Below are 20,827 nucleotides of genomic sequence, written 5' to 3'. Positions count from 1 at the left end.
CTCATAGAAACCGGCTTAACAGGCGTCGCTTGGCACTCGGCTTCTCCAGCACATAACTAAGTGCTCCTGTACATATGCCTAGAAATGCACCGCATAGTACTTCCGCTGGCACGTGACCCAAGCTTTCTTCCAATTGGACTCTCTGCTCCTCTTTATCCATAGATGACAGTGAGCTTTCTTCCATAAGTCGTCCAACCGTAACCTCTAACGAGTTAACCTCTGTAGCAATGTTTCCCGCTTGCCTGCGTATCCCCATAGCATCATACATAACGATCAGGCTTAGCATCCCAGCAAGGGCAAACGGAATCGTTTCAATTCCTCTTTTTAAACCAACGTAAGTGGCTAAAGAAGTTACCCCGGCTGAATGAGAGCTTGGCATGCCTCCTGTTTTAAACATCTCCGCCCAATCCCATCGTCCGGTTTGCTGCTTGGCAATAGGGATCTTAACAAATTGTGCCAAACCAACCGTCGCGATCGATGTAAGTAAAGCTCGATTCATCTTATCACCTCTATGCTATAGAATCCTTAATCGATAAGTATTCTATACACAGGCTTTTTTTAAGCAGACTCAATATATAAGCCCATACCGGATTCATCCAATTTGACTGATACCTCGAACATTTGCGCAAGATCGTTTATCGAAATGAAAGGCTCGCTGCCTACCCACTTCACTGGTTTAATCAACGAAGTTCGAATACCATTCACGACAAAGTAATCGTTATCCATAACATATTCCACATTATGCTCATTATAACTAGCCGTAAGCATCCAGACATTCTCAAATCTTAAATCTGTCATCTTCGTATCGGTTGGCAATTCCTCTTTACTGAACAATCGCCAGGAGATGTATACACTTGAATCTTCACTCTCATGTCTTAGGATCGTTGTTACAGGTTTTCCATTAATGAAAATGTTAAGAAGAGGCCAATGCTCCATCCCTTCCTTCTTAAGCTCATCTTGCCATCCATATACTTCCATAGGAGGAGAAACAGCATTTAGCTGCTGGGATGAAGCATCATATTGAAACCAGTTCATATAAAACGGCGTATAGGTAAGCTGTTGATTCTCCCGATCCAATGACCAAATTTGAAAGTAGTAATAAGAAGGCGGATGCTCCTGAAACAGATTAACATCAAGCTGTGTCTCTACTAATTCAGTACCACTTCCTGTCAATCCTGTCGTCCATTTCACCGGAATACTAACTCGTTCGCCAAAGCCCATCGTATTAACGCCATATTTGATTTGCTGTTGGCCGTCCGCTGCGGGTGTGAAGGACACATGAAGCGAACCGCTATTTTCACCTTTAACCCCAACGGTATTCCACTGTTGTATTGTAGGAACTCCAAGAGGCTTCTGAGGCTTCATTCCAGCAATTTCCTCCCAATAGCTTCTGAGTTCTGGAATTGACTGAGGTGAAGGGATATACTCGTTCTCGTGCCTAACTAGATTGACAACATCTTTAGGTTGATCAGGCAATGCAATGCCTCCGACTCCGAATAAAGCAACATAATCCTCCGCCATTATTTCGGCTGGGTCCCATTTATGATTATAGGGCAATTTGCTTCCAAACCATCGTATTGGATAGCCCTCTAGCTGCCTTATTTTGGACCAGCCAGACAACTCTGTTAATAGATTCGGATAAAACCCCTCTTTCTTTTGAAGCCAATAATAGGTAAAATGATGCCCATACTCATGAATTAACGTTCGTTCAACCTGTTGTAAAGAATCCACTTCGTATAGCTGTATTATTTGCGTCTTGCTATTATAGTTCCCTACTCGAAAGCCGCTTTTTCCAGTGCTCGATTTGGAATTTAGAACAACTTCTTTAAGCTCAGCGAATTCCTCTCCATGCCCGCATCTCAGCAGCATTTCATAAAGTCCCTTCAGTCTAGCTTCATTCCAAAGCTTGCTATAGCTTGAAAATTGAATTCCCTCCGGACTAACAAAAACGGCCGTTTTCCCCTCTTCTGCATAAACTGGCAATGAAACATTAAGGCTAATAAACAACAACAAAAACCACATTATCGCATTCTTCAAAAGCCATTCCCCCAATTACGCTAAATATGTATACGCTTTCAAAAAATTTATTTATTTAGGCCTATTTTACCATATGGAATAATAAAAATAAGCCCCTTTGCAGCATCTATATCATTTCTTAATATTATTTCTCTACACTCGTTCTCTTTGGAAGAACAAAGGCGCCGCCGCTTTCTAAGCAGGACGACTTTGCTCTCAAACACTGAATAGCTGATAAAACAAGACCTATAAGGATTTCCTGCTTTCGATCGCTCGCTTCCAAGCTTCTTCGCCCAACCGCTTGAGAACCAAAGCCTGCTCCCAACGATCTGAAATTTCTACCCGTTCACCGCTTACATATTTAGTCTCGGTAATCGCATAGTCAGGAGGTCCAAGCTCTGTTACAAATGGCAATACAGCCCCAGGCTTGGCTTCGGCTAGCCAATAACTCATACCTTGCTGCCACCACTTCATAAAAGGCTCGACCATGCCATGCTCAGCATTCGGACCAATATCTACTTGCACTTGCTCCCCGTTCGAGATTCTGGCATGAATGCTTGAAGTGCGCTGCAGTAGAACATTGAACAACTCCCCTGCCAGCTCTAATTCTCTCGAAGCAGCCGCTGTCAATTCGCCAGCCACTATATAATGTGAAAGATCAATAGTTAAACGCAGATCCGGAATCGCTTTTACATAATCTACTGTACGGTGAAGATCTTGCGTCACACGTCCCCTGTGTGTTTCCACTGTGTAAGGTATGTCAGCTGATTGCGCTTCTTCTACGAGCCCTTGCAGTAAATCGATAGCCTGCTGGCCAATTACGAAAGAATCCATTACTTGAGAATTAACGTACAAGACGCCAAATTGCTTAGCTTCCTTCAAAAGCTGGGTAATATCCTCCGGTTTACGCGGAAATGAATGAATACCGAAATTAAAGCTGTACTCATCCAGTAAGCGCCTCCAACTCTCAGCCTCCTGTTCTTTCGGAAGATGAGCCATAATACCGGTGAACCCGGCTTCAGCGATTTTTTCAAACTTCTCTTCCATCGACCACTCCTTGCCGCCGCTGCCGATGCCATTCATGGCCCACCATGATTGATGTACTTCTATTCTCGGAGGTTTGGAGCTTCCATCCACAATCAAGCCGCTTCTCTGGTTCACGAATACACCTCTTTTTCATCAGACTTCTAAAGGTATTTCTTTCCCAAAGAATACGATACATTGCTGCGTCTGTCACGTAATTTTATTCATTTTTACCTTCCTTGTTTAATGACTCTTGAAATTCAATTTTATGTCCGCTAAATAGTGCTTCATCCACCACTCCCCATGAGATCTGCTTCAGCAATTCACTTATGCGATGTTCCTTGGCATGAATCAGCTCCGTGATGATTTGAACACAGCTTTGACTATATACTCCATGAAAAGGTATTGGATTAGCCTGTATTAATGGAAGAGCAGCTTGGTACTCGACAAGCCTTTTACGCTCGCATAATAACCTCGCTGCCGACGATGAGACCGTTCGCATGTAGCAAGCCGTCACCCATAGATCACTATACTTGGCTAATGAGAATGCTGCATGCATGCTGCTCAATACGCCAAAACCTGGAATAAAATCGGTAATTACCCGGACCCAACGCGGCAGAACAGGCAGCAATAGCCTTGGTTCGTTTGCAACAACAATGATTTCTTGGCATATCGATTGCATTTCATTAATGAGACGGTTAATCAACGGCTTACCATCAATTAAACAAAGTGCTTGGCCGACATCATCCTCGCCACCGGCCAATATGACTCCAGTCAGCATAGGGCGAACACTACCTTTCCGCAAAAAGTTTTCTTATTCTTAATAAATATAGCGGATTAAGCCGCTTCTGGATGTTATATTTATCACAGCACACTACAATATTGAAGCTCACATTTCTATATACCTTACATACTAAGCAAAAGTAAAAGCTCCAACTGTGATTATTGTCACATCAATTAGTGGAGAAATACATTAAGGTTATAATAACGAATGTTTTCTAATGATCAGGAGGAATCCAAATGAAGGATTTAAGCCATAAAGCGGATGGAATTCATAATACAGAATGCTTCTCCGAGGACAATCTTGCCAGATTAAAAGAAATCATGTATGAGCATAAGGTAGAGGCGGGCTCCCATTTGTTCTGGGAAGGGGATACAGCCGATAAGCTGTATTTTATTAATAGCGGGCGCATCCAAATTACCAAAACCAATGATGATGGTAAAAGCTTTATTTTATATATGTACGGAAAAAGTGATCTTTTTGGGCAACTGGACCCTTTCCATCACTCTATACACAGCTTTAATGCTGAGGTTATGGAAGATACGGTGATTGGTATCATTCAACAAAAGGATTTAGAAATACTTCTGTGGCAGCATGGGGATTTAGCAGTGGAATTTATGAAGTGGATGGGGCTCATGCATCGGATGACGCAGACTAAATTTCGGGATTTGATGATGTTCGGCAAGCCTGGCGCTCTATGCTCTACACTAATTCGCCTAAGTAATTCATACGGCAAGCCTAATGGCAGTGACATCATAATTACAAAAAAAATTAGTAACAGCGAGCTGGCCGATATGATCGGCGCAACCCGTGAAAGCGTCAACCGGATGCTCAGCGACTTGAGAAAGCTCGACATACTCGCTATGGAAAATAATCATATTATCGTTAAAGATATCGACCACTTGAAAAATATTTGCCAATGTGAAAATTGCCCTAAAGATATTTGCCGTATCTAATAAGGCAGCAGCATGGAAAGGGGGAAGCTTGCTTCCAGATCTTCTCCCATTTCTCCCCAACCCATAATCCCATTAATATAGTTCAGCTTAAAGCTTGCATCCACAGGATGTCCTATCACTTTATAAATTCCCGGTGGGAACTCCAATGGATTGAGTGTATAGGCTTTAGCTGTGTAGTATTTGCGCTCCAGCAGCTCCTTTTGACTTGGAAATTCAGCCTTCTCCATCGCCTCCAGGCTTTGCAGCATCTCCAATTCCAACTCTTCACGTGACATTTGGCTAAAAAGCTTTTTCATTCACTCACCTCCTGCTCAAAACTCAGATAACAAAGCTTCAAAATCCGCTCTTTATTATCGCTCATCCAATGATGTACATCTGCATAGCTTTTAAGGTACTTCTCCTCAGTATGTATCAGGTCAATACCTGCCCACTGTCGCCCTAAGAAATGGAGGCATAGGACTATACTTCGAAGTAGAATCAGCTGTGGCAGCGCCTGTATTTCATCCGTATTTAAGGTACCCGTTTCAGCATAACCATTGATGAAAGCTTCTATGAGGTCCCATCTATCGCTGTGATACCTTATTATTTCATTGATGAAAACAGCCGCATCCATCACACGTAAATCAGGAGTAACAAATTCGAAATCAATAACAGCCGAAACCTCTTCTTCTCCTGTAAGCACATTGCCGGCTACTAAATCCGAGTGTACAAGCTGAGTAGGCAGTTGTTGCAAGCTAGAGAGATTATCCAGGAGATTATTAATTTCGTATTCAAGTAGCTCCGCTTCCTTTGTAAGAGAGCCTTCCTGCTTGCTGAGGAGCCAGGCTGCCAGCTTTTCACGTGTAACCAGAGGATGTATCTCAAACAGATCGTAATAAGGCTCATATGCTGCTTCCAAGTCCATGGTTATATTTTCTAATGCAGAGACCAGTGCACCCATTGACCGGCCGATCGATGCCACATGTCCTCTATCGCTCAAAACAGCTCGCTTACCTTCCATGTATTCAAACAAGATCGATATTTTTCCTGATGGTGTGAGAACATAATACTCTCCATTTAAAGCTTGTACCGGTTTGGGTATTTGAAAAGCAAGTTTAGCTGTCTGAAGCTTTTGCAATAAACTATATTCGAACCTCACCTTATTCAGATCGGTATGATTTTCATAGATTCGCAATACAAACTTATGGTTACCATGATTAACAAACCGAGTCGTATTATTGACTCCGCTTTCCTTGGCTTCAATACTCCAATTTGTATCGTCAAAATATTGTTCTAACACTGCATGAATTTGCGCCTCTAAATCTACTGCCATGAAAACAACTCCTAATTTTCTCCAAAGGTAATAAAATCTTCAACTTTTCTATATGAAAATGAGGTATAATAGGGTATGTACCCAAATAATAGGGAAGGGAGAAATCGTCCATGACAACTGAAATTATGTTTCATGATCAAAGAATCCCCGTCCGCTTTATTTCGAGTGACCAGAAAGCGATTCCGCTCTTAATCCAAGTGCTCGAAAGCTGCCGCACCCAACCTGCCAACAAGCAACAAGATTATGTTTACCATATCGATCTCATTGAAGTTGTAGGCAACAATGCGATTTTGCACACTTCTATAGAAGACGAAAAAATCCATTTGCCGCTCTATTAGAGCGGCTTTTTTGTTAACTTACAGGCGTTCCGGAAAACCCGGCTACTATAAACTTCTTCTCACTTCCTGGCAACCATACCCAGCTTTTAAACAATTGACCTTCTTGTTTCATTTGATCATGCAAATCCTTAAGCCCCAGAACTGCCGACTCAATCCCATATTGTCCAAAAGCACGGAATAAGAAACTCATGCGCTCTGAGTCGCTATTCAACCCATATAAACGATCGAAAATCTCCTCATTCTGTTCATCCATTCGGATCATTTCCGACCACATTACCAGCATTCCATCTGGTTTCAATAAAGATAGCAGCAGCTTGTTGTAGTCCAATACAAGACTATTGCGCAAATATGCAAGTGCATCTATAATCTGACTTATTTCCTGTTCATTATACTGGCTGGCATAGCCTGCAAATTGGGTTAAAGCATGAATATAAAATAATTGCGTATGTACCGAAGAAGAAACTACTAAATTAAAGCTTTTCTTCAAATGCGGCAATGCTTCATGTCTTCGGACTGCAAACGCACTATCCTTCAAATACCTGATAATCTCAGCAGCTGGCGCTTGATTTAACAGCATGTCCTCCCACGTTTCGTAGAATTGAACTTGGTCCAGGCATGTGTAATCCACATTGGTCAAGGATTTAAACTTATTGGGTACAGCTATACCGCTCTCCTCCAGAACCTCTTCGATAGAGTTAGCTTCCGTGTCAAACACGGTAACCTGTGAGAATTGGTTCATTAATCTAGGCAGATCCACATCGCCATGATTACCGGCCCCAAGAACTGCCGCTTTATCTTTTATCGTCATAATCTCCATTGCATGCTCCAGGAGCTGGCGGATTTGAAAGCGGTGTGTACCCCATTCCTGACTGCCCCAATCCACAGCATTCTCAGCATCCAACTGCTGTTGATGCTGCGCAGGATGTATGGGTGATCGGCTAAATTCCTTCATCTTATACCCTCTTCCTACTCTTCTATAATACTGGTATTATAACACAAGGTCCCTGATTCCGCGCAGGTTGATACTTCTACTGATAACAGTTTTATGGCTATCATGAGACTGGTATGCTTTGTGAACATCAATATAATACTTAATCGAAATATTAGACATACCTTTCTGTAATGCTCCCCATACTTTCATCCATCAACCCCGAAATCTTCTTTGCTCTATCGCTCGTCATAGCAGCGTTAGTAACCCATTTCCCTGCTACTTTTCTACGTAATCCCCTGCTCCCCATTTTATTAGTCCTTAAACTTAGATGGATTTTCAACATAACTTTCCACAATAAAACCACAACTCAAACAAATAGAATGTATAATAGGTGAACCAGTTTTAAAGAAACTATTTAGAGGGGTTACTGCTGCATATCCAGCTTGCTTTCCTTTACCAATTTCCTTTCCCCCACATTTAGGACATTGGATCTCCATATTAGCCAATGGTTCACTCCTCATTTCTCATAAAATGCCAATTTTACTAGTAAATTCATTTGTGTTTAATCTTGCAAAAAATGCATCGACTAAGCTACGTAACCTTCTTTCTGTTTTCTCCATTTTTATTTTCCCCTTATAAAATCGTCATTTTATTGTAATTTATAATTTATTAATTAATAACACGCCCAACCAAATGCTAATACTTCCTTGTGCTCTTTGCATTGAGTAATATGACCGCATCCAGAATCTCCAAACATATAAGGCAGATTAATCTCAGAATCTATCTGAAATATTAATTGCATTTTCTCATCACATTTTGGACAATTTGGATACTCAACACCCTGTACCCAACTTGGGTAACCGCCTAGTTTATCTCCAGATGCAGGATTGAGTGATTCATAGAGTTCACTTTCTTCTTCATCAGTAAAAGATAACCCCATCTCATTCATTTCCTCGATATTGGGGTAATCAGCAATTTCATTCCAAGAAAATATCGTCATAGCTGGATAAAATTTAGATACATCGATATCCGATCTTCCATCATTAGTAGGTTCGATTATTCTCAAAAGAGTACTTTTAGAAAATGGAAAATAAGCTTCGCATTCTACTTCACAAATAGGATCATCGCTTAAACAATAAAACATTTGTAATAAACCTTTATTAATCCCGACAGATGTTTGGAACTCTTGCGGCAGTTCAGATAAGTTTAATTGGACAAATAGCTGCATAGGTTTATTACAATTTTGACATATTGGATATGATTCGTTTTTTGATAAGAATGGTATACCTGAAAATTTGGACGCTAAGTTTGAACCATCACCCTCAGTAGTTTCAGGAATCCAAGCCTTTTTCTCAACTTGTTTTAATTTATTGATTAAAGTTGACATTAAACACTCTCCTACTATAAACCCAATTTTTACATCAATGTTTATTTGTGAATTATACTGAGTGAGGCAACAATAGTACTCGTAATAAGCATTAGAATGGATACGGGTGCCCAAATTCTTCTTTCCCACACGCTCCTAGTAACGAGGTTCAGAATTGTGGATAAAGCTGAAAACGCAACAACAAACCAAATGAATGATTCCGATATTAGTTTCCACTGTGGAAGTATAATACCTGTGTTAATTAATACAATTGAACCAATGAATGTTAATATAACGATTTGAAATAAAGCAGCTATCCTCAACTTAACAGGAAATTTACCAGGATATTTTCCTCCCATTGCTAAACTCCCCCAAGGCATGCCTGCCGCTAGCGCGAGTTGGAACAGAATGATAATTCCAATCAATGAACTAAATATTATCGCTGATAATAACAGATACAAATGACATTTCACCTCAGTAGATCAGATTATCAAACAAAAAAACACCTGTGAAATGGATTATTTATCCTACGCTCCAAATCAAGTAAAGCATATAAATCCCAAATGCAATACCAACACACCCCGAAATTTTAGCGTTGTTTAAATCCTTTTTCGCAGGTTTAATAAATCGAAATAAATATCCAAATGAATCTTTAGTCGCTTTCTCCGGCCTTACTATAATGCGAATCGACAGTGCCAAAAAAGCGAAAATGATAAATGTACCAATTAGTTTATTGACCATATACAATTCCTTTACTTTCCTACCCATTGAAATTGACCTTTTATCTTGATTTAACCTTCACTTTTCTTAATAAGCTTTTCAAATTCAGGACAAATCCAAACACTTACTACCTTATTGTCTTTTAGTTCCTCTCCAGTTATTTCAAATTGTTCAGCACTGTCTAATCCTCTAATAAATACTTCGAAGTTTTCAGCTAAAAACGTAATTTCAGGGTCACCAAGTACTTCGACATCAACATGAACAACTCTTGGTTCCCCATCTTTACCAGCCATACTATAGTCAAGCATTACCGCATCATGCCCAGCCGAAGGACATGAACAAATAACTATGCCGATATCAGGGTATCCCCATTCCTCTATCATGAATTGACTTCCTAAGTCATCGGAATCAATCCCCAAACCGCCCCCAAGCCCATTAATACTTGTAATCTCTATATGATCGCTTGCCCATGAAGTTTGTTTATTAGTGGGGTAGCAAGTGTTCTTTGGAGTCCCACCATTCTTAGATCTAATCAATTCAAGATATATCTTTGGTAGTTTGTAACCAAGTTTTCGTTCAGCGTTTTCGATCATTTCTCGATTTACTGGAGTACTGTTTGTGTAATACTCAGACTCTGTCCAGAAATCGGTTAAATCTATATTTCCTAATGATTTCATAAATCATCACTCCATTTAAATTATATAAAAGTGAACTTTTATCATATCTTAAACTCCACCCAGACTAAAAGGAAACCTACTGTTTTACATAATTTACATTTGAAATTTGGGTAACCTCATTTTCCTGTAAGGTAGTTTTCACTTATCTTTTCAACTAAACTATTGACAATGTCTTTGTTCATTGGAAAGTCACCAACATAAACTTTACACGCCTTGATAAGGTAAAATAAAAATGTTTTATAATCTAAGATTACTTCCTCGGTATGTAAAGCAAACATGATGCCTTCAAACTTTTCTTCATGAGGATCTAAATCGTCTGGAGAAATGCACACAGTAGCGTTAAAACCACATCCAATACCAAGAGCCATCTGTTGTATTACCTTAATAAAGTAATCGTTAGGTATGACATTAAAAAAAGTCTTTACTGGAAAGTCCTGTAATCGAAGTAAATCTACATCCGATAACTTTTACTGCCTTGGCATTAACCACTCTCTCCTTTGTATTAAGAGATGTTGAAATAAATAGAATACTTGTAATAATATTGCTCTATTATTCAAACAATGTAGAGTCTTCTTTCTTTAACAAAAGTATATTAAAGACTTTTATGATTTCAGCATAACCAACAATTTTAGAACCTTCTTGAATATTGATTTTTTTCCCAACCCACAAGCATTGCGGATATGCTTCGGGGCCTATAAAGGTAATAGTTCCAAGAACAGATTCACCTAAGACAACTTCATGTTTATCATAATAGTTATGTATACCTGTGGTTAAATAATCATCTTTTACTAAATGTGCAGGTCGATAGCCGTTGAACACATTTCTAGTTCTTCCTCCGTCTATTAAAAAGGTTATCAAAGCTTCAACATCTGCCATCGTAACACCTTCCTCATTCAACGAAATACATGTTTTATCTAGCCATTCATATGAAGAATACGCTCCGCTATTTCTTGAACCCTTTTCAATTTAATACCATTTCTTTGTTCAACTGCAAGTGGATGTTCTGTTGGCTCTAATTCAATAGATGGTCTACTCCCTAGCTTACGAGTATGTACCATCGTCTTTAGATTTAACGTTTCTTCTGAATAACAAGGAATAGAAGTCGACAACCATCCAAACATTGGTTCTGAATCCTTTTCTCTACCCTTCTTAGTCCAACATGATATAGATTTTTCAAAGTTATCTTTACTTAGAGAAACCCAAACATCCCAAATGAAAGCCTTCTTTTCATCTTCGACAGGGATTTCAATGTTACCACGTATGAAAAAGTGCTTGTTATCCATAACACATAAATCAGAATCAAGGCTAAACCTCTCATCCCTATCTTCTGCCTTTGTTTGAAACCATATGTAAGGGGCATGACTACCATAACTCATTGGAAGTTCATCATGCTTTTTTCCGCAGCACGAACAGATATAGCTCCTGCTGTTTTTCTTAAAAAAGTTCATGAAATAGTTCTTCTCCTGTCATTAAAATTACTTTTTGACTAACAGCTTATTCGCGGAATTGCTTATTAAGCGCCTTAATACCTTTTAAGGCATGTTCATTATCAGGTTCAATCGCCAAAATCTTATTAAGCCACTTTAATGCTTGTTGGTGATCGTTTAATCTGAAATACGCTGATGCCAAATCATTTAGAGTTTCTGTATCGTTTGGATTATGTTCGTAAACTTGTTCAAAGCAAAGAATGGCTTCACTAAACTGCTTAAGCGAGTATAAAACATGTCCCTTGTTCCATAACGCATCAAAGCAATTATTATCATATTGATAAGCTAAGTCGAACTCCTCTAATGCCTTCCCCTTATCCCCTAAATTCCAAAACACTGTTCCCAAATTCAAATGTGTTTCAGATTGTTCATGGTCGATCTCCAACGACATCTGGTAGTATTGTTTAGCTATCTCGTAATCAGTAGTCTTTTCGTAATACACACCAATATAATAATAAACATCTTGATTATTGGGACTAACCATAATTGCTCTGTTTAAATATGCAAGGGCTTCTGTGTAATTATCCAATTTTAAGTATGCACGACCTTTATTAAAAAGCAATCTTTCCCATGTTGGACTTATTTTTAGTGCCTTATCCAACAACTCTAGTGCCTGTTGAGAATTACCTAAATGTATCTGACAACACGCCATATAATTAAGGCAATCGGCATTGTTTTCTTCCTCATTAACATAAGCTAACTCAAACTTTTCATATGCTTCTTCGTAAAATCCATTAGCATACAGTTCGTCGCCTTGTTCAAATAAGTTCAGAATTACCTCCCCCACCTCTAAATAAAATCGCACTTTCATTAAAGTCCTCTGCTCTTATTAAGCCATTCGACATTATTCCAAAGTACAGGTAAGCTCCTACTGATTGAATATGAAGTTGTGGATCATTTGAATGTAAAAAAGCCATTAGCTTTTTTTGATTATCTACAAGTAACCTCCATGAATTTCTCTGTATAATGTCTAACAAATGATATGCCATATCCTCACATTTGACATTAAATTTATCAAAATTTTTGAAGACCAAAACCACGCCCTCATTGTCAGGGACTATATCTGAAAGGCAATCATTAAAGGCATCCAAATTTCTCCCATAGTAATTAGGAAACTGTAGCGTCTTGCCAATTTCTATTAGGCAAGTGCTATTATCCCAATTTTCACAATCCAAGTAATACAAATCCTTCATTTCTTATACCTTCAATGAATTTCTCCATAATACTTTGTCGCCAAAACATCATAATTGAACCATTGCTCATTATAGACTGCCAAAATAAATATCCCTGCTCCAAGTTTTTATCCGCTCCTATAGAAACCTTTTCCAATAAAATCATTCTTTTGAGAACCAATCCGCACCCAATCCTTGAAAATAACCAGAATTTCCTCCAAAATGCATGCCCCTTCAAACCAAGCCTCTTTAACTCTACAATGAACCCAATCCTGTTCAGTTCGCTCATCTTTTATTTTTTGAAAACACTTATTTTCTATCTCTGTATCTACCAAGTAGATACGAATAGCCCAACGAGGATTATTAAGTGTTTCTACCCTTACACCTTAAATATGTTCCTAGTTCCCATCGCCGTTCGAGAAATACCAATTTCCAAGCCACTTCAACACGTTCAATTGGAGTCCTCTCAATATTTATCTGCTATCCTTAAGCTTACTTCTTATAACTTATCTATCCCTTTTGAAAGTTCTTGACGATTCTTTGCACTCTTTATCCATTCTGGAAGTCTACTCGCCAAGCTCTGATTCATATAAGGAATACGCTCTCTTAATGATGAGTTGATATAACTGTCCAAAAAAGCTAAGTGATCTTTGTTGTACGCCCACAGCACTTGACCACAGCAGCCAGTTCTCAGCCAAAGATTAAGCCCCATGAATGTACAATCCTCTTATAGCTTTTGCGCCATTCAAGCAATCAGGACATTCAGTTAAAACATCAGATATATATTGAAAATCGTCTATCTTTTGACCTGTGTCTTTAAATCTTGATTCAGACATGGAATTTTACCTCTATTCTCATCCTTCCTAAGCTCTGTAAATCATAATCATAAACCACTCTCATTAAACATTTATGGCATTAGCATTACTGGGTAACGCGGCTGCTCAACATTAACATCCTGATATTCCTTTTAATCCCATTTTCGCATAAACATAAAGAAAAAAGCTACCTGATTTTCAACAGCGATAAAAGGTGCTGCATAATGGTTAACAACTCAAACTAGAACGCACAACCACTAAACTAACGGCAGTTTAGTTGAATTTCTTGATTTTTAAATGCAAACTTACATTTTGGAATATACCTTCCGTCACTTGATTCCGCGCAGGTTGATCCTTCTACTGATTAGTGTGCAAAAATAGCTTATTAAAAAAATATGAAGAAACTGTTGACAAGTGGCCGTCTCGTTGGTATTATATTACTTGTCGCTAAAACATGACTTGTTAGCTCAGCTGGGAGAGCACTATCTTGACAGGGTAGGGGTCAGTGGTTCGAGCCCACTACAGGTCATACACGAAAAACCCTTGATACATAAGGGTTTTTCTTTATTTTATCGATCTATCTATCCTACAAAATATTAGCCTTGGGGACGAATTGGGGACGGCCCCCTTTTTTCTTAAATAAAAAGACCCCAGAATCATCCTCCAGGGCTCTATACTTTCATAATATCCTTAAGTGGTCATCAGGCCTGTGAACCTTGCCTGTACGTGACTCCATTTCCACAATCCTGTCAGTTGCTCATCCCATCCCCAAACAGTAAGCAGGACTTCGTTTTCTTCTTCCTTAGCCACTACAAATTGGCTGCCCAGCTCCTCCAAAAATAATTCATCTCTTGTTGGATGCATCGCTGCATTTGTAACACCAAACATCTCTAAGGACTTTTCTTTCAATATCCTGGAGCATCCAACTCTACCCTAAGAACGTCTTTGAAATCAATCAACTCCCAGTCTGCTCCTATATCCACCTTAATGAGATGTGTCCTCGGGTTTATCCAATCTACAACCCCATTAATCTGTCTGTTACCGTATTCCTTAAACACTATTATACTGGCTCGGAGTGTATGCAGCATTGATGACCTTAGTCTGCCATACAATTCCTGCTGCTCCTCCTCCGTCAACTCTGGCTTCGTCTGTTTACTCTTCTGCTCGTTATGTAAATTAATCCTGTCTTTATGCTCTGGTAACATCATACGGCTACTCTCCCACCTTCCGTATCCTTCAAGCTTTTTCCCCATATTCGCTGTCACCCTCCATGTAATGGAATTCCCCAATATTGGCTCCCTTTCTCCATAATTTCCGTTCGTACCTTCTCCCACTGAAGCAAGAGATTATGATCGTAGCCGCGGCATTTGAATCTGGCCTGTATCCCTTCTGCTGCGCGAACTTCTTCAATAATCTTAATACCTCGCTTTCGCAGCTCTGCCTTCAATTCCATTAACTCGGAGTGAGCACTGTCCTGCGCCTTACCAAGACTCATGACATAAAGAATATTTAGTTTCAGCTTAACTTGATTCATCTGATTAATATCACGCTGAAGCACATCAAGCATGACAGGTAAGATAATCCCCATCTTAACGAGTTGAAGTTCGCCAGGTGTAAGTAATGGTGCTTTTTTCGCTTGGATCACCGAACACCGCCTCCAATATATACGAACACATGTTTGTATTATATTCAGAATAACGAACATTCATTCTTATTTCAAGAGGAATTTTTTCCAATATGTCTGATGAAAACAGAAAGCATCGATTTGATACCGATTTTGAAAATCAAGACAGCCAGCATTTGCACAATAAGTATGAGGCCCATAATTACAAAAAGGCAACGGCAGTCTAGGACGCAATAATACAGTCCTAAACTGCCGCTGTTATGATTGAACTATCGTTCTGCGTTAGTTTAATCTTATTGCTTCCTTTTCCTTACAAATAAATTATGAAAAATACGAATCCTAGAAAAGCAAGAAATTTAGGAATAAAATAACCAACCATCAGCAGGTAACCGAATTTAAGCGTCATCTATATATTGACGCGTATAAACGAGGTCTTATTGCTAGTCATCTACAATTACTTCAATACAACAAAGGAACCGTGGTAAAGCAGTTCTTTTACAAACGTAATCCGTTATGAAATTAAATTATATCGAGAGAGCTTAACGCCATCAGTCGGTCTACAACTTTATTTGCTAACACTTTATTTTCATCGAACAGCAATAACCTATTTTACTCGGGCCACACGATAAAAGATTTTGCTTTACAACTCTTAACTAACAATATTAGTATTCACATAGAAGAGGCAAAACGTTATAGGAGGGATATCTCTGCAAGTTCCATCTACTACAGTAAAAGACCTTACAGCATTATTCAAAGAGATTGCGATCGAACAAATCTATAAAAAGTTGAAACCTTCCCCGGATTTCAAAGAAACAGCGATAACAGAGAACATTATCAACGAACTTAGACAAAAACGTAACGAGAATCTACTTGCTATCCCAGGGGTAAATGAGCGCATTAAAGGAGCCGACTTGGAATGGTGGATACTCTATCATGATCAAAAGAAAAATGAAATGCAAGCAATGCATTTGCGAATTCAAGCAAAAAAGCAAACCTCGCCAACAAGCTATGGTGATATAAATCAAAAAAATCGAAATGGGTACCAAATTGACCTTCTTATCGATGCGGCTGTAGCAGACAAAGCCATCCCATTATACTGCTTTTATAATCGTTATTTTGCAGGTACCTCCAAGAATGAAGTTGAAAATGAGACGTGGAAATACGCCCATGCATCAGATATTGCATCTACACGCAACTCCAAAGGTGAGATAAATGACCATTATAAAAAATTAGACGTGTTTACAACATCTATGCACAGTTTGGCAACTATAGCCGAGAAACATCCAATCAAAATCCTACAAGACTTCATAAAAGGAAACGCAAGTGTAGACGGTATAAATTACCGGCACAATGATCTCCCAGAATACATATTGGATAAATTAGTAACAAATGAACTTACAACGCATCCATTTTTTCAACTAAATCCATGGTTTGCTAATTCAGTCTCCAAGAGCAAACTAACTAGGAGAAAGAAAAAAAGCGACACATTTTATAGTTCTATCCTAGGTACACCTACACTGTTTAAGTTTTTAAAAGAAGTAATGACCGGCTTGCGCAGTTGGTTAAAAGATATATTCGGATTTGGAGTAAAGAACCTTCCTGTCATTATAACCGTTTCAAAAGAACCTATATTCTCAGAGTACGATTAAAAGAAAAAAACTATTTATTTTCCTTGTTGCCCGTTAGCCTGGAGAATGCAGCCGATCAATCTGACCGGCTGCTCCGTTAGTTTATTCACTCAGGCTGTTCACTAACACTCAAGATCTTAGTGGTACAGCAAGCACAGGCAGCGATTATCAACTGAAGTATGAAGTGGCCCAAGAATTAGGTATTCAATTATCTCCAACCGGTTACAATGGCAACCTAGCTACACGCGATGCAGGGGCAATTGGTGGCAATATCACAAGACGTCTGTGCAGATAGCAGAACAGAATCTTTCGAGCTTTAAACGCTGATTCAACTCTTTTCAATTTAAAATAAATAAAAAAAGACTTACATCACTCTTATCTCCGAGAGTAACATGTAAGTCTTTTTGAGTTTGCCTTCCAATACTTACCGCCGCTTCTACGACTACTCATCCATTATAATTACTGTAGAGGTGATTTATTAGTGTTTATTGCACCAATGTTATTAGAGACAGCACCCGCACCATTTTCTCACGACGATTACATATTTGAGCCTAAGATTGACGGGCATCGACTGATACTATCTCGAACCGGCGGTCAAACTCGCTTATATACGCGCCACAACAACGATTGTACACATCAGTATCCTGAACTTAATGAAATAGTACTCGATGACGTTATATTGGATGGCGAAGTCGCGGCTACAGACGAATCGGGCCACGTTAACTTTGAAGCTATTATGGAACGTTTTTCTCTTCGTAATACTGATAAGGTTCGTAAAGCCGCCGAAAGTAGTCCAGTCAATTATGTTGTTTTCGATATCCTTCGCTATAGAGGCGAGGATCTACGAGGCTATCCGTTACATAAGCGCAAGGAGTTGCTATCAACATTGACTTTTGGTAACCCTCACATGGCGCTCATTCCGTCGCTTGAAGCTGAGGGGGAACAGCTATTTACCAAAATTGAAGCTCTGAACATGGAGGGAATCGTAGCTAAACGTTCTAACTCTATTTACGTTAGTAGCCGGTCGAGTGCCTGGCAGAAAATCATCAATTGGACTTTTGCTGATGTTTTTATTTCGGGATACCGTAAGAAAGATTTTGGATGGTTAGCTGCGGATCAATGGGGACGGCCAATAGGAGTTATAGAGCTTGGAGTTACTCCCAGACATAAGATGGCCTTCTACACCATCAAAGATCAGCTAATAGTAGGTGAGGACCCTGACTATGTTTATTTAGAGCCTCGACTGAGAGGGAAAGTTAAGATAAGGAACTGGACGAAAGCAGGGCTGCTCAGGTCACCAGTGTTTGTGGATTTCATATTATGAACGTCCATTCTATATTTTAGATAGTTGAGTTGACGACCACTAGTATTATTATAATTTGATATACAATAAAACCAAATACAGCCACAAATAAGAATATAAACCCCCACATGATATTTCGTTCCTTGGCAGTGCGAGGGTCGGATTCTTTTATTCTTTTCATAGTAGCCGGCTTATTACTACAAGTGTAGCAGAACCCCGGATTGTTATCATTATGGCAATCCATGCACAAATAATATCCACAGTTATGACACTTAGTTACAGCATTAAATTTCTTATGCGCGGAACATTTCGCCATAAGCACACTGATCCTCCGTCCATCATTGTGACTTCGAGGGGTATTCCAATTTCAATGCATCAAGACTATCGTATTTCGGAGTTTCGAATACGAGTTTTGCAGGCGCCTTATCCGTTCTATCCTTCAGGATGTGCCCGAAATATTTTCCGTTCTTCTCAAAGATGCATATCGTACGACCTGGTTCATTCAATAGTTGGTACCGTTCAATCATGTTTCAACACCCCTTTTAAGCTTTACTTGTATTCTAACATATTGAATCTACTAGCAACGATGAAAATAAAGAGAAAGGGTGTGAGGTTATGCTATACCATGTTATAAATTTGCAAACACATGAAATGAAAACACTACAACCTTCCGATATTTTAGATATGGATTACGATGCTGACGGAAGAATAGTCATTGTAGATAAAGATCAGGAAACCTATTATTTACTTGCGCATAAAGACATTGTAAATGAATGAAAATTTTCTTACAGGTTAAATAAGCCCTCAATCCAATTTCGGAAAGAGGGCTTTAACATATTTATTGAGCAATCTTCTTGTCAATCGCTTCAAACCCTTTTGCGTCATTCCACATCTGTTCAAACTGTTCGGAGAATGACTTGGCTACCTCCGGATCCCGGAGCACCATTAACACTTCATCATTCGTTGTAGCCGCTGCCTTCGAGTAGTTGAAAGAACCGGTTGTCGCTACCCTCTTATCGGCTACAGTCATTTTCAGATGCATCAGGCCACTATGCTTGTTCACTTTCATCGGGATACCGGCGCTACCCAATATTTTTAACGCTTCTTCTTGAGCCTTACCAGCCGATTGAACTTTGTCTGTTATAAGCCTAACAGTGACACCTCTCTGCTTGGACTCTTTAATCGCTGCGACTATCTCTGGATGTGTCAAGCTGTAGATAGCGATATCTAATGAGGTAGAGGATGAGTTAATTACATCAATTAATGCTTTTTCGGGATGCTGGCTTGCTTTTGTAAAATACCACTCATGCTTTGATTGAACTGAAGAAGATGATGCACCTGCCGTTTTTGTAACAGTCTCTTTAACGTTACTGGAACTAGCAGAGCAGCCAGCAAGGGCAGCAACTATTGTCGCTAAAATTAGTAATTTCAAAGTCTTCATCTGTACCCCATCCGCCTCCAATACTAGCTTACCATTCTATACACGTTTTGTATTTCTTCACCAATATTACCTTATGCGGACAAAATAAAAAAGCCCAAGGGATGCTTTCCCTCAGGCTAGAATTCATTATGGTGCTGGTGTATATTCGTTTACTTCAAAAGTTTCAATCTTATCAAAGGCAATATAATCTTTCCGTGTTAGGAAATTCGCTTTATTGAATGATTTATTGATCGTATAGACTTCCGATCCAGTACCAGCAGCGCGTCCGTTATACCAGGTAATGAAGTTATTTACTTCGCTCATAGGAAGATCATATTCTTTTTCAAGGCCGCTTACCAAAGTAATGACGAGTAAAGCCTTGCTTGAGGATGGCGTTACCGTTCCTTGTGGTGTTGCTGATGCTTCGTTTGAATTGCCGCTTTCACCAGCTGTATTAACAGCTGTTACTACATAATAGTATTTAGTTCCGTTTGTAACATTTGTGTCATTATAAGAAGTACCGAAAGCATTGGAAGCAACTGTTATGTAAGGACCACCTGCTGTTATGGAACGTTTGATATTGTAACCTGTAGCTCCATTAACAACAGACCAAGATAGATCAACTTTTTGATTACTTCCTGTTGCAACTAGATTTGTAGGTGAACTAGGAACAGCTTGTCCTGACCCTAAATGAATTTTTAAAGGAAATATATAACCTTTACTTGAATGATCTGGCACTATAGGCACAGTGTCACCTATTATCCAAGTAAAATCATCTACTGTGACTGAGGTTGAAGAAGAGGTTGAAGTATAAACAACAGGTAAATTTGTATTTTGCATGCCTACCCCTTTACCAGTAATTGAGATAAAATAGTCAACATTAGCAGTTAAAGCTGCGTTTGGTGAAAAAATGAAAGATTTAGATTCGAGATAATTTATATCTATTGTATTGCTTGTACCAATAAGAGAAAAATCTGATGCACGATATATTTTCATTGTTAATGAAGTTTTAGTAATATTTCCGTTGTAGTAGTCAACTGAACTTACGACCACATCATTATTAAATTTCACTTTTTGCGATACCGTAAGAAGGTTTGAACTCATCGTACCGTAAGAAGTACCTGAAAATTCAATTACCTCACTACTAGCTAACACTCCTCCGCTAAATGAAAAGCACATAGCAAGTAAAAACAATAAGCAACACCATAATTTCATTCTTTTCAAAATAGTCTCTCCCTTATTTACATTTTTCATTAAA

At 39.0% G+C, this 20,827-nt stretch carries 27 protein-coding genes, 1 tRNA gene and 3 pseudogenes; 7 read left to right on the top strand and 24 right to left on the bottom strand.

What is annotated here, in order from left to right:
• Nucleotide 1: 1 nt before the first annotated feature.
• From NV381_RS20360 to mobA, 4 genes are all read right to left on the bottom strand, one after another.
• A complete protein-coding gene (locus NV381_RS20360) occupies nucleotides 2-499 on the bottom strand; it encodes a divergent PAP2 family protein (RefSeq protein ID WP_258215116.1) in 498 nt (165 codons plus the stop codon).
• A gap of 59 nt (nucleotides 500-558) precedes the next feature.
• The gene (locus NV381_RS20355) at nucleotides 559-2,037 is read right to left on the bottom strand and encodes a hypothetical protein (protein WP_258215115.1); all 1,479 of its coding nucleotides are present in this window, start codon (nucleotides 2,035-2,037) and stop codon (nucleotides 559-561) included.
• A gap of 225 nt (nucleotides 2,038-2,262) precedes the next feature.
• Nucleotides 2,263-3,177, bottom strand: coding sequence for a sugar phosphate isomerase/epimerase family protein (locus NV381_RS20350; RefSeq protein ID WP_258215114.1), 915 nt, complete (start codon nucleotides 3,175-3,177; stop codon nucleotides 2,263-2,265).
• A gap of 82 nt (nucleotides 3,178-3,259) precedes the next feature.
• On the bottom strand, nucleotides 3,260-3,820 hold the full coding sequence (gene mobA / locus NV381_RS20345; RefSeq protein WP_258215113.1) for a molybdenum cofactor guanylyltransferase: 561 nt from the start codon (nucleotides 3,818-3,820) through the stop codon (nucleotides 3,260-3,262).
• Nucleotides 3,821-4,059: 239 nt separating this feature from the next.
• On the opposite strand from mobA, the gene NV381_RS20340 reads away from it, so the two are divergent.
• Nucleotides 4,060-4,776, top strand: coding sequence for a Crp/Fnr family transcriptional regulator (locus tag NV381_RS20340; protein WP_258215112.1), 717 nt, complete (start codon nucleotides 4,060-4,062; stop codon nucleotides 4,774-4,776).
• On the opposite strand, the gene NV381_RS20335 is transcribed toward NV381_RS20340, so the two are convergent.
• Together NV381_RS20335 and NV381_RS20330 are read right to left on the bottom strand one after the other, a co-directional pair.
• Nucleotides 4,773-5,072 carry a YfhH family protein gene (locus NV381_RS20335; RefSeq protein WP_258215111.1) on the bottom strand — a complete coding sequence of 100 codons (300 nt, stop codon included), beginning with the start codon at nucleotides 5,070-5,072 and terminating at the stop codon, nucleotides 4,773-4,775. The genes NV381_RS20340 and NV381_RS20335 overlap by 4 nt on opposite strands.
• Nucleotides 5,069-6,088 (bottom strand): phosphotransferase, encoded by a 1,020-nt coding sequence (locus NV381_RS20330; RefSeq protein ID WP_258215110.1) that lies wholly within the window; start codon nucleotides 6,086-6,088, stop codon nucleotides 5,069-5,071. The genes NV381_RS20335 and NV381_RS20330 overlap by 4 nt, the downstream gene beginning before the upstream one ends.
• A 110-nt stretch (nucleotides 6,089-6,198) precedes the next feature.
• On the opposite strand from NV381_RS20330, the gene NV381_RS20325 reads away from it, so the two are divergent.
• A complete protein-coding gene (locus NV381_RS20325; RefSeq protein WP_258215109.1) occupies nucleotides 6,199-6,426 on the top strand; it encodes a hypothetical protein in 228 nt (75 codons plus the stop codon).
• Between the two features lie 13 nt (nucleotides 6,427-6,439).
• Here NV381_RS20325 and NV381_RS20320 read toward each other — a convergent pair whose 3' ends face one another.
• The 12 genes and pseudogenes from NV381_RS20320 to NV381_RS20270 form a co-directional block, all read right to left on the bottom strand.
• On the bottom strand, nucleotides 6,440-7,378 hold the full coding sequence (locus tag NV381_RS20320; protein WP_258215108.1) for a hypothetical protein: 939 nt from the start codon (nucleotides 7,376-7,378) through the stop codon (nucleotides 6,440-6,442).
• 290 nt (nucleotides 7,379-7,668) lie between these two features.
• Nucleotides 7,669-7,854, bottom strand: coding sequence for a transcription initiation factor TFIIIB (locus tag NV381_RS20315; protein ID WP_258215240.1), 186 nt, complete (start codon nucleotides 7,852-7,854; stop codon nucleotides 7,669-7,671).
• Nucleotides 7,855-8,030: 176 nt separating this feature from the next.
• Entirely contained in the window at nucleotides 8,031-8,744 is a 714-nt protein-coding gene (locus NV381_RS20310) for a YwqG family protein (protein WP_258215107.1), read from the bottom strand.
• A gap of 770 nt (nucleotides 8,745-9,514) precedes the next feature.
• Nucleotides 9,515-10,120 carry an SMI1/KNR4 family protein gene (locus NV381_RS20305; protein ID WP_258215106.1) on the bottom strand — a complete coding sequence of 202 codons (606 nt, stop codon included), beginning with the start codon at nucleotides 10,118-10,120 and terminating at the stop codon, nucleotides 9,515-9,517.
• Between the two features lie 116 nt (nucleotides 10,121-10,236).
• Nucleotides 10,237-10,530 (bottom strand): annotated as a pseudogene (gene cdiI, locus NV381_RS20300) (ribonuclease toxin immunity protein CdiI); the annotation flags it as partial.
• A gap of 139 nt (nucleotides 10,531-10,669) precedes the next feature.
• On the bottom strand, nucleotides 10,670-10,996 hold the full coding sequence (locus NV381_RS20295; protein ID WP_258215105.1) for a hypothetical protein: 327 nt from the start codon (nucleotides 10,994-10,996) through the stop codon (nucleotides 10,670-10,672).
• A 38-nt stretch (nucleotides 10,997-11,034) separates the two neighbouring features.
• Nucleotides 11,035-11,568 (bottom strand): DUF2199 domain-containing protein, encoded by a 534-nt coding sequence (locus tag NV381_RS20290; protein WP_258215104.1) that lies wholly within the window; start codon nucleotides 11,566-11,568, stop codon nucleotides 11,035-11,037.
• Between the two features lie 46 nt (nucleotides 11,569-11,614).
• Nucleotides 11,615-12,418: a tetratricopeptide repeat protein gene (locus tag NV381_RS20285; protein ID WP_258215103.1), complete on the bottom strand. Its 804-nt coding sequence runs from the start codon at nucleotides 12,416-12,418 to the stop codon at nucleotides 11,615-11,617.
• On the bottom strand, nucleotides 12,366-12,800 hold the full coding sequence (locus NV381_RS20280) for a barstar family protein (protein ID WP_258215102.1): 435 nt from the start codon (nucleotides 12,798-12,800) through the stop codon (nucleotides 12,366-12,368). Before NV381_RS20280 ends, NV381_RS20285 begins: the two co-directional genes overlap by 53 nt.
• A complete protein-coding gene (locus NV381_RS20275; protein WP_258215101.1) occupies nucleotides 12,772-13,017 on the bottom strand; it encodes a hypothetical protein in 246 nt (81 codons plus the stop codon). Before NV381_RS20275 ends, NV381_RS20280 begins: the two co-directional genes overlap by 29 nt.
• Before the next feature lie 7 nt (nucleotides 13,018-13,024).
• Nucleotides 13,025-13,114 (bottom strand): annotated as a pseudogene (locus NV381_RS38505) (rhodanese-related sulfurtransferase); the annotation flags it as partial.
• A gap of 366 nt (nucleotides 13,115-13,480) precedes the next feature.
• Entirely contained in the window at nucleotides 13,481-13,615 is a 135-nt protein-coding gene (locus NV381_RS20270) for a hypothetical protein (RefSeq protein ID WP_258215100.1), read from the bottom strand.
• Between the two features lie 435 nt (nucleotides 13,616-14,050).
• On the opposite strand from NV381_RS20270, the gene NV381_RS20265 reads away from it, so the two are divergent.
• Nucleotides 14,051-14,123: transfer RNA gene (locus NV381_RS20265), tRNA-Val, on the top strand.
• 161 nt (nucleotides 14,124-14,284) lie between these two features.
• Here NV381_RS20265 and NV381_RS20260 read toward each other — a convergent pair.
• From NV381_RS20260 to NV381_RS20250, 3 genes are read right to left on the bottom strand one after another with little or no spacing between them, the layout of a single operon-like run.
• The gene (locus NV381_RS20260) at nucleotides 14,285-14,503 is read right to left on the bottom strand and encodes a hypothetical protein (protein ID WP_258215099.1); all 219 of its coding nucleotides are present in this window, start codon (nucleotides 14,501-14,503) and stop codon (nucleotides 14,285-14,287) included.
• Nucleotides 14,500-14,802, bottom strand: a complete 303-nt coding sequence (locus tag NV381_RS20255) for a YolD-like family protein (protein ID WP_258215098.1) — start codon at nucleotides 14,800-14,802, stop codon at nucleotides 14,500-14,502. The genes NV381_RS20260 and NV381_RS20255 overlap by 4 nt, the downstream gene beginning before the upstream one ends.
• Before the next feature lie 53 nt (nucleotides 14,803-14,855).
• A complete protein-coding gene (locus tag NV381_RS20250; RefSeq protein ID WP_258215097.1) occupies nucleotides 14,856-15,239 on the bottom strand; it encodes a hypothetical protein in 384 nt (127 codons plus the stop codon).
• Between the two features lie 764 nt (nucleotides 15,240-16,003).
• Between NV381_RS20250 and NV381_RS20245 the strand changes: the two genes are divergently transcribed.
• From NV381_RS20245 to NV381_RS20235, 3 genes and pseudogenes are all read left to right on the top strand, one after another.
• Nucleotides 16,004-16,867, top strand: a complete 864-nt coding sequence (locus tag NV381_RS20245; RefSeq protein WP_308862069.1) for a DUF6615 family protein — start codon at nucleotides 16,004-16,006, stop codon at nucleotides 16,865-16,867.
• An 83-nt stretch (nucleotides 16,868-16,950) separates the two neighbouring features.
• Nucleotides 16,951-17,173: pseudogene (locus tag NV381_RS20240) on the top strand (alpha/beta-type small acid-soluble spore protein).
• 154 nt (nucleotides 17,174-17,327) lie between these two features.
• A complete protein-coding gene (locus tag NV381_RS20235) occupies nucleotides 17,328-18,170 on the top strand; it encodes an ATP-dependent DNA ligase (RefSeq protein WP_258215095.1) in 843 nt (280 codons plus the stop codon).
• Nucleotides 18,171-18,487: 317 nt separating this feature from the next.
• Here the strand turns inward: NV381_RS20235 and NV381_RS20230 are convergent, their stop codons facing one another.
• Complete coding sequence (locus NV381_RS20230) at nucleotides 18,488-18,676, bottom strand: hypothetical protein (protein ID WP_258215094.1); 189 nt, start codon at nucleotides 18,674-18,676, stop codon at nucleotides 18,488-18,490.
• Between the two features lie 88 nt (nucleotides 18,677-18,764).
• On the opposite strand from NV381_RS20230, the gene NV381_RS20225 reads away from it, so the two are divergent.
• A complete protein-coding gene (locus NV381_RS20225) occupies nucleotides 18,765-18,926 on the top strand; it encodes a hypothetical protein (RefSeq protein WP_258215093.1) in 162 nt (53 codons plus the stop codon).
• Between the two features lie 61 nt (nucleotides 18,927-18,987).
• Here NV381_RS20225 and NV381_RS20220 read toward each other — a convergent pair whose 3' ends face one another.
• Nucleotides 18,988-19,590, bottom strand: a complete 603-nt coding sequence (locus NV381_RS20220; protein ID WP_258215092.1) for a phospholipase D-like domain-containing protein — start codon at nucleotides 19,588-19,590, stop codon at nucleotides 18,988-18,990.
• A 126-nt stretch (nucleotides 19,591-19,716) separates the two neighbouring features.
• On the bottom strand, nucleotides 19,717-20,784 hold the full coding sequence (locus tag NV381_RS20215; protein ID WP_419182287.1) for a fibronectin type III domain-containing protein: 1,068 nt from the start codon (nucleotides 20,782-20,784) through the stop codon (nucleotides 19,717-19,719).
• Between the last annotated feature and the right edge of the window lie 43 nt (nucleotides 20,785-20,827).

The organism is Paenibacillus radicis (ex Xue et al. 2023) (assembly GCF_024722015.1).
Lineage (GTDB): Bacteria > Bacillota > Bacilli > Paenibacillales > NBRC-103111 > Paenibacillus_S.
The sequence above is the reverse complement of the archived record's forward strand: the minus strand, read 5'-3'. Positions and strand labels throughout refer to the sequence as shown.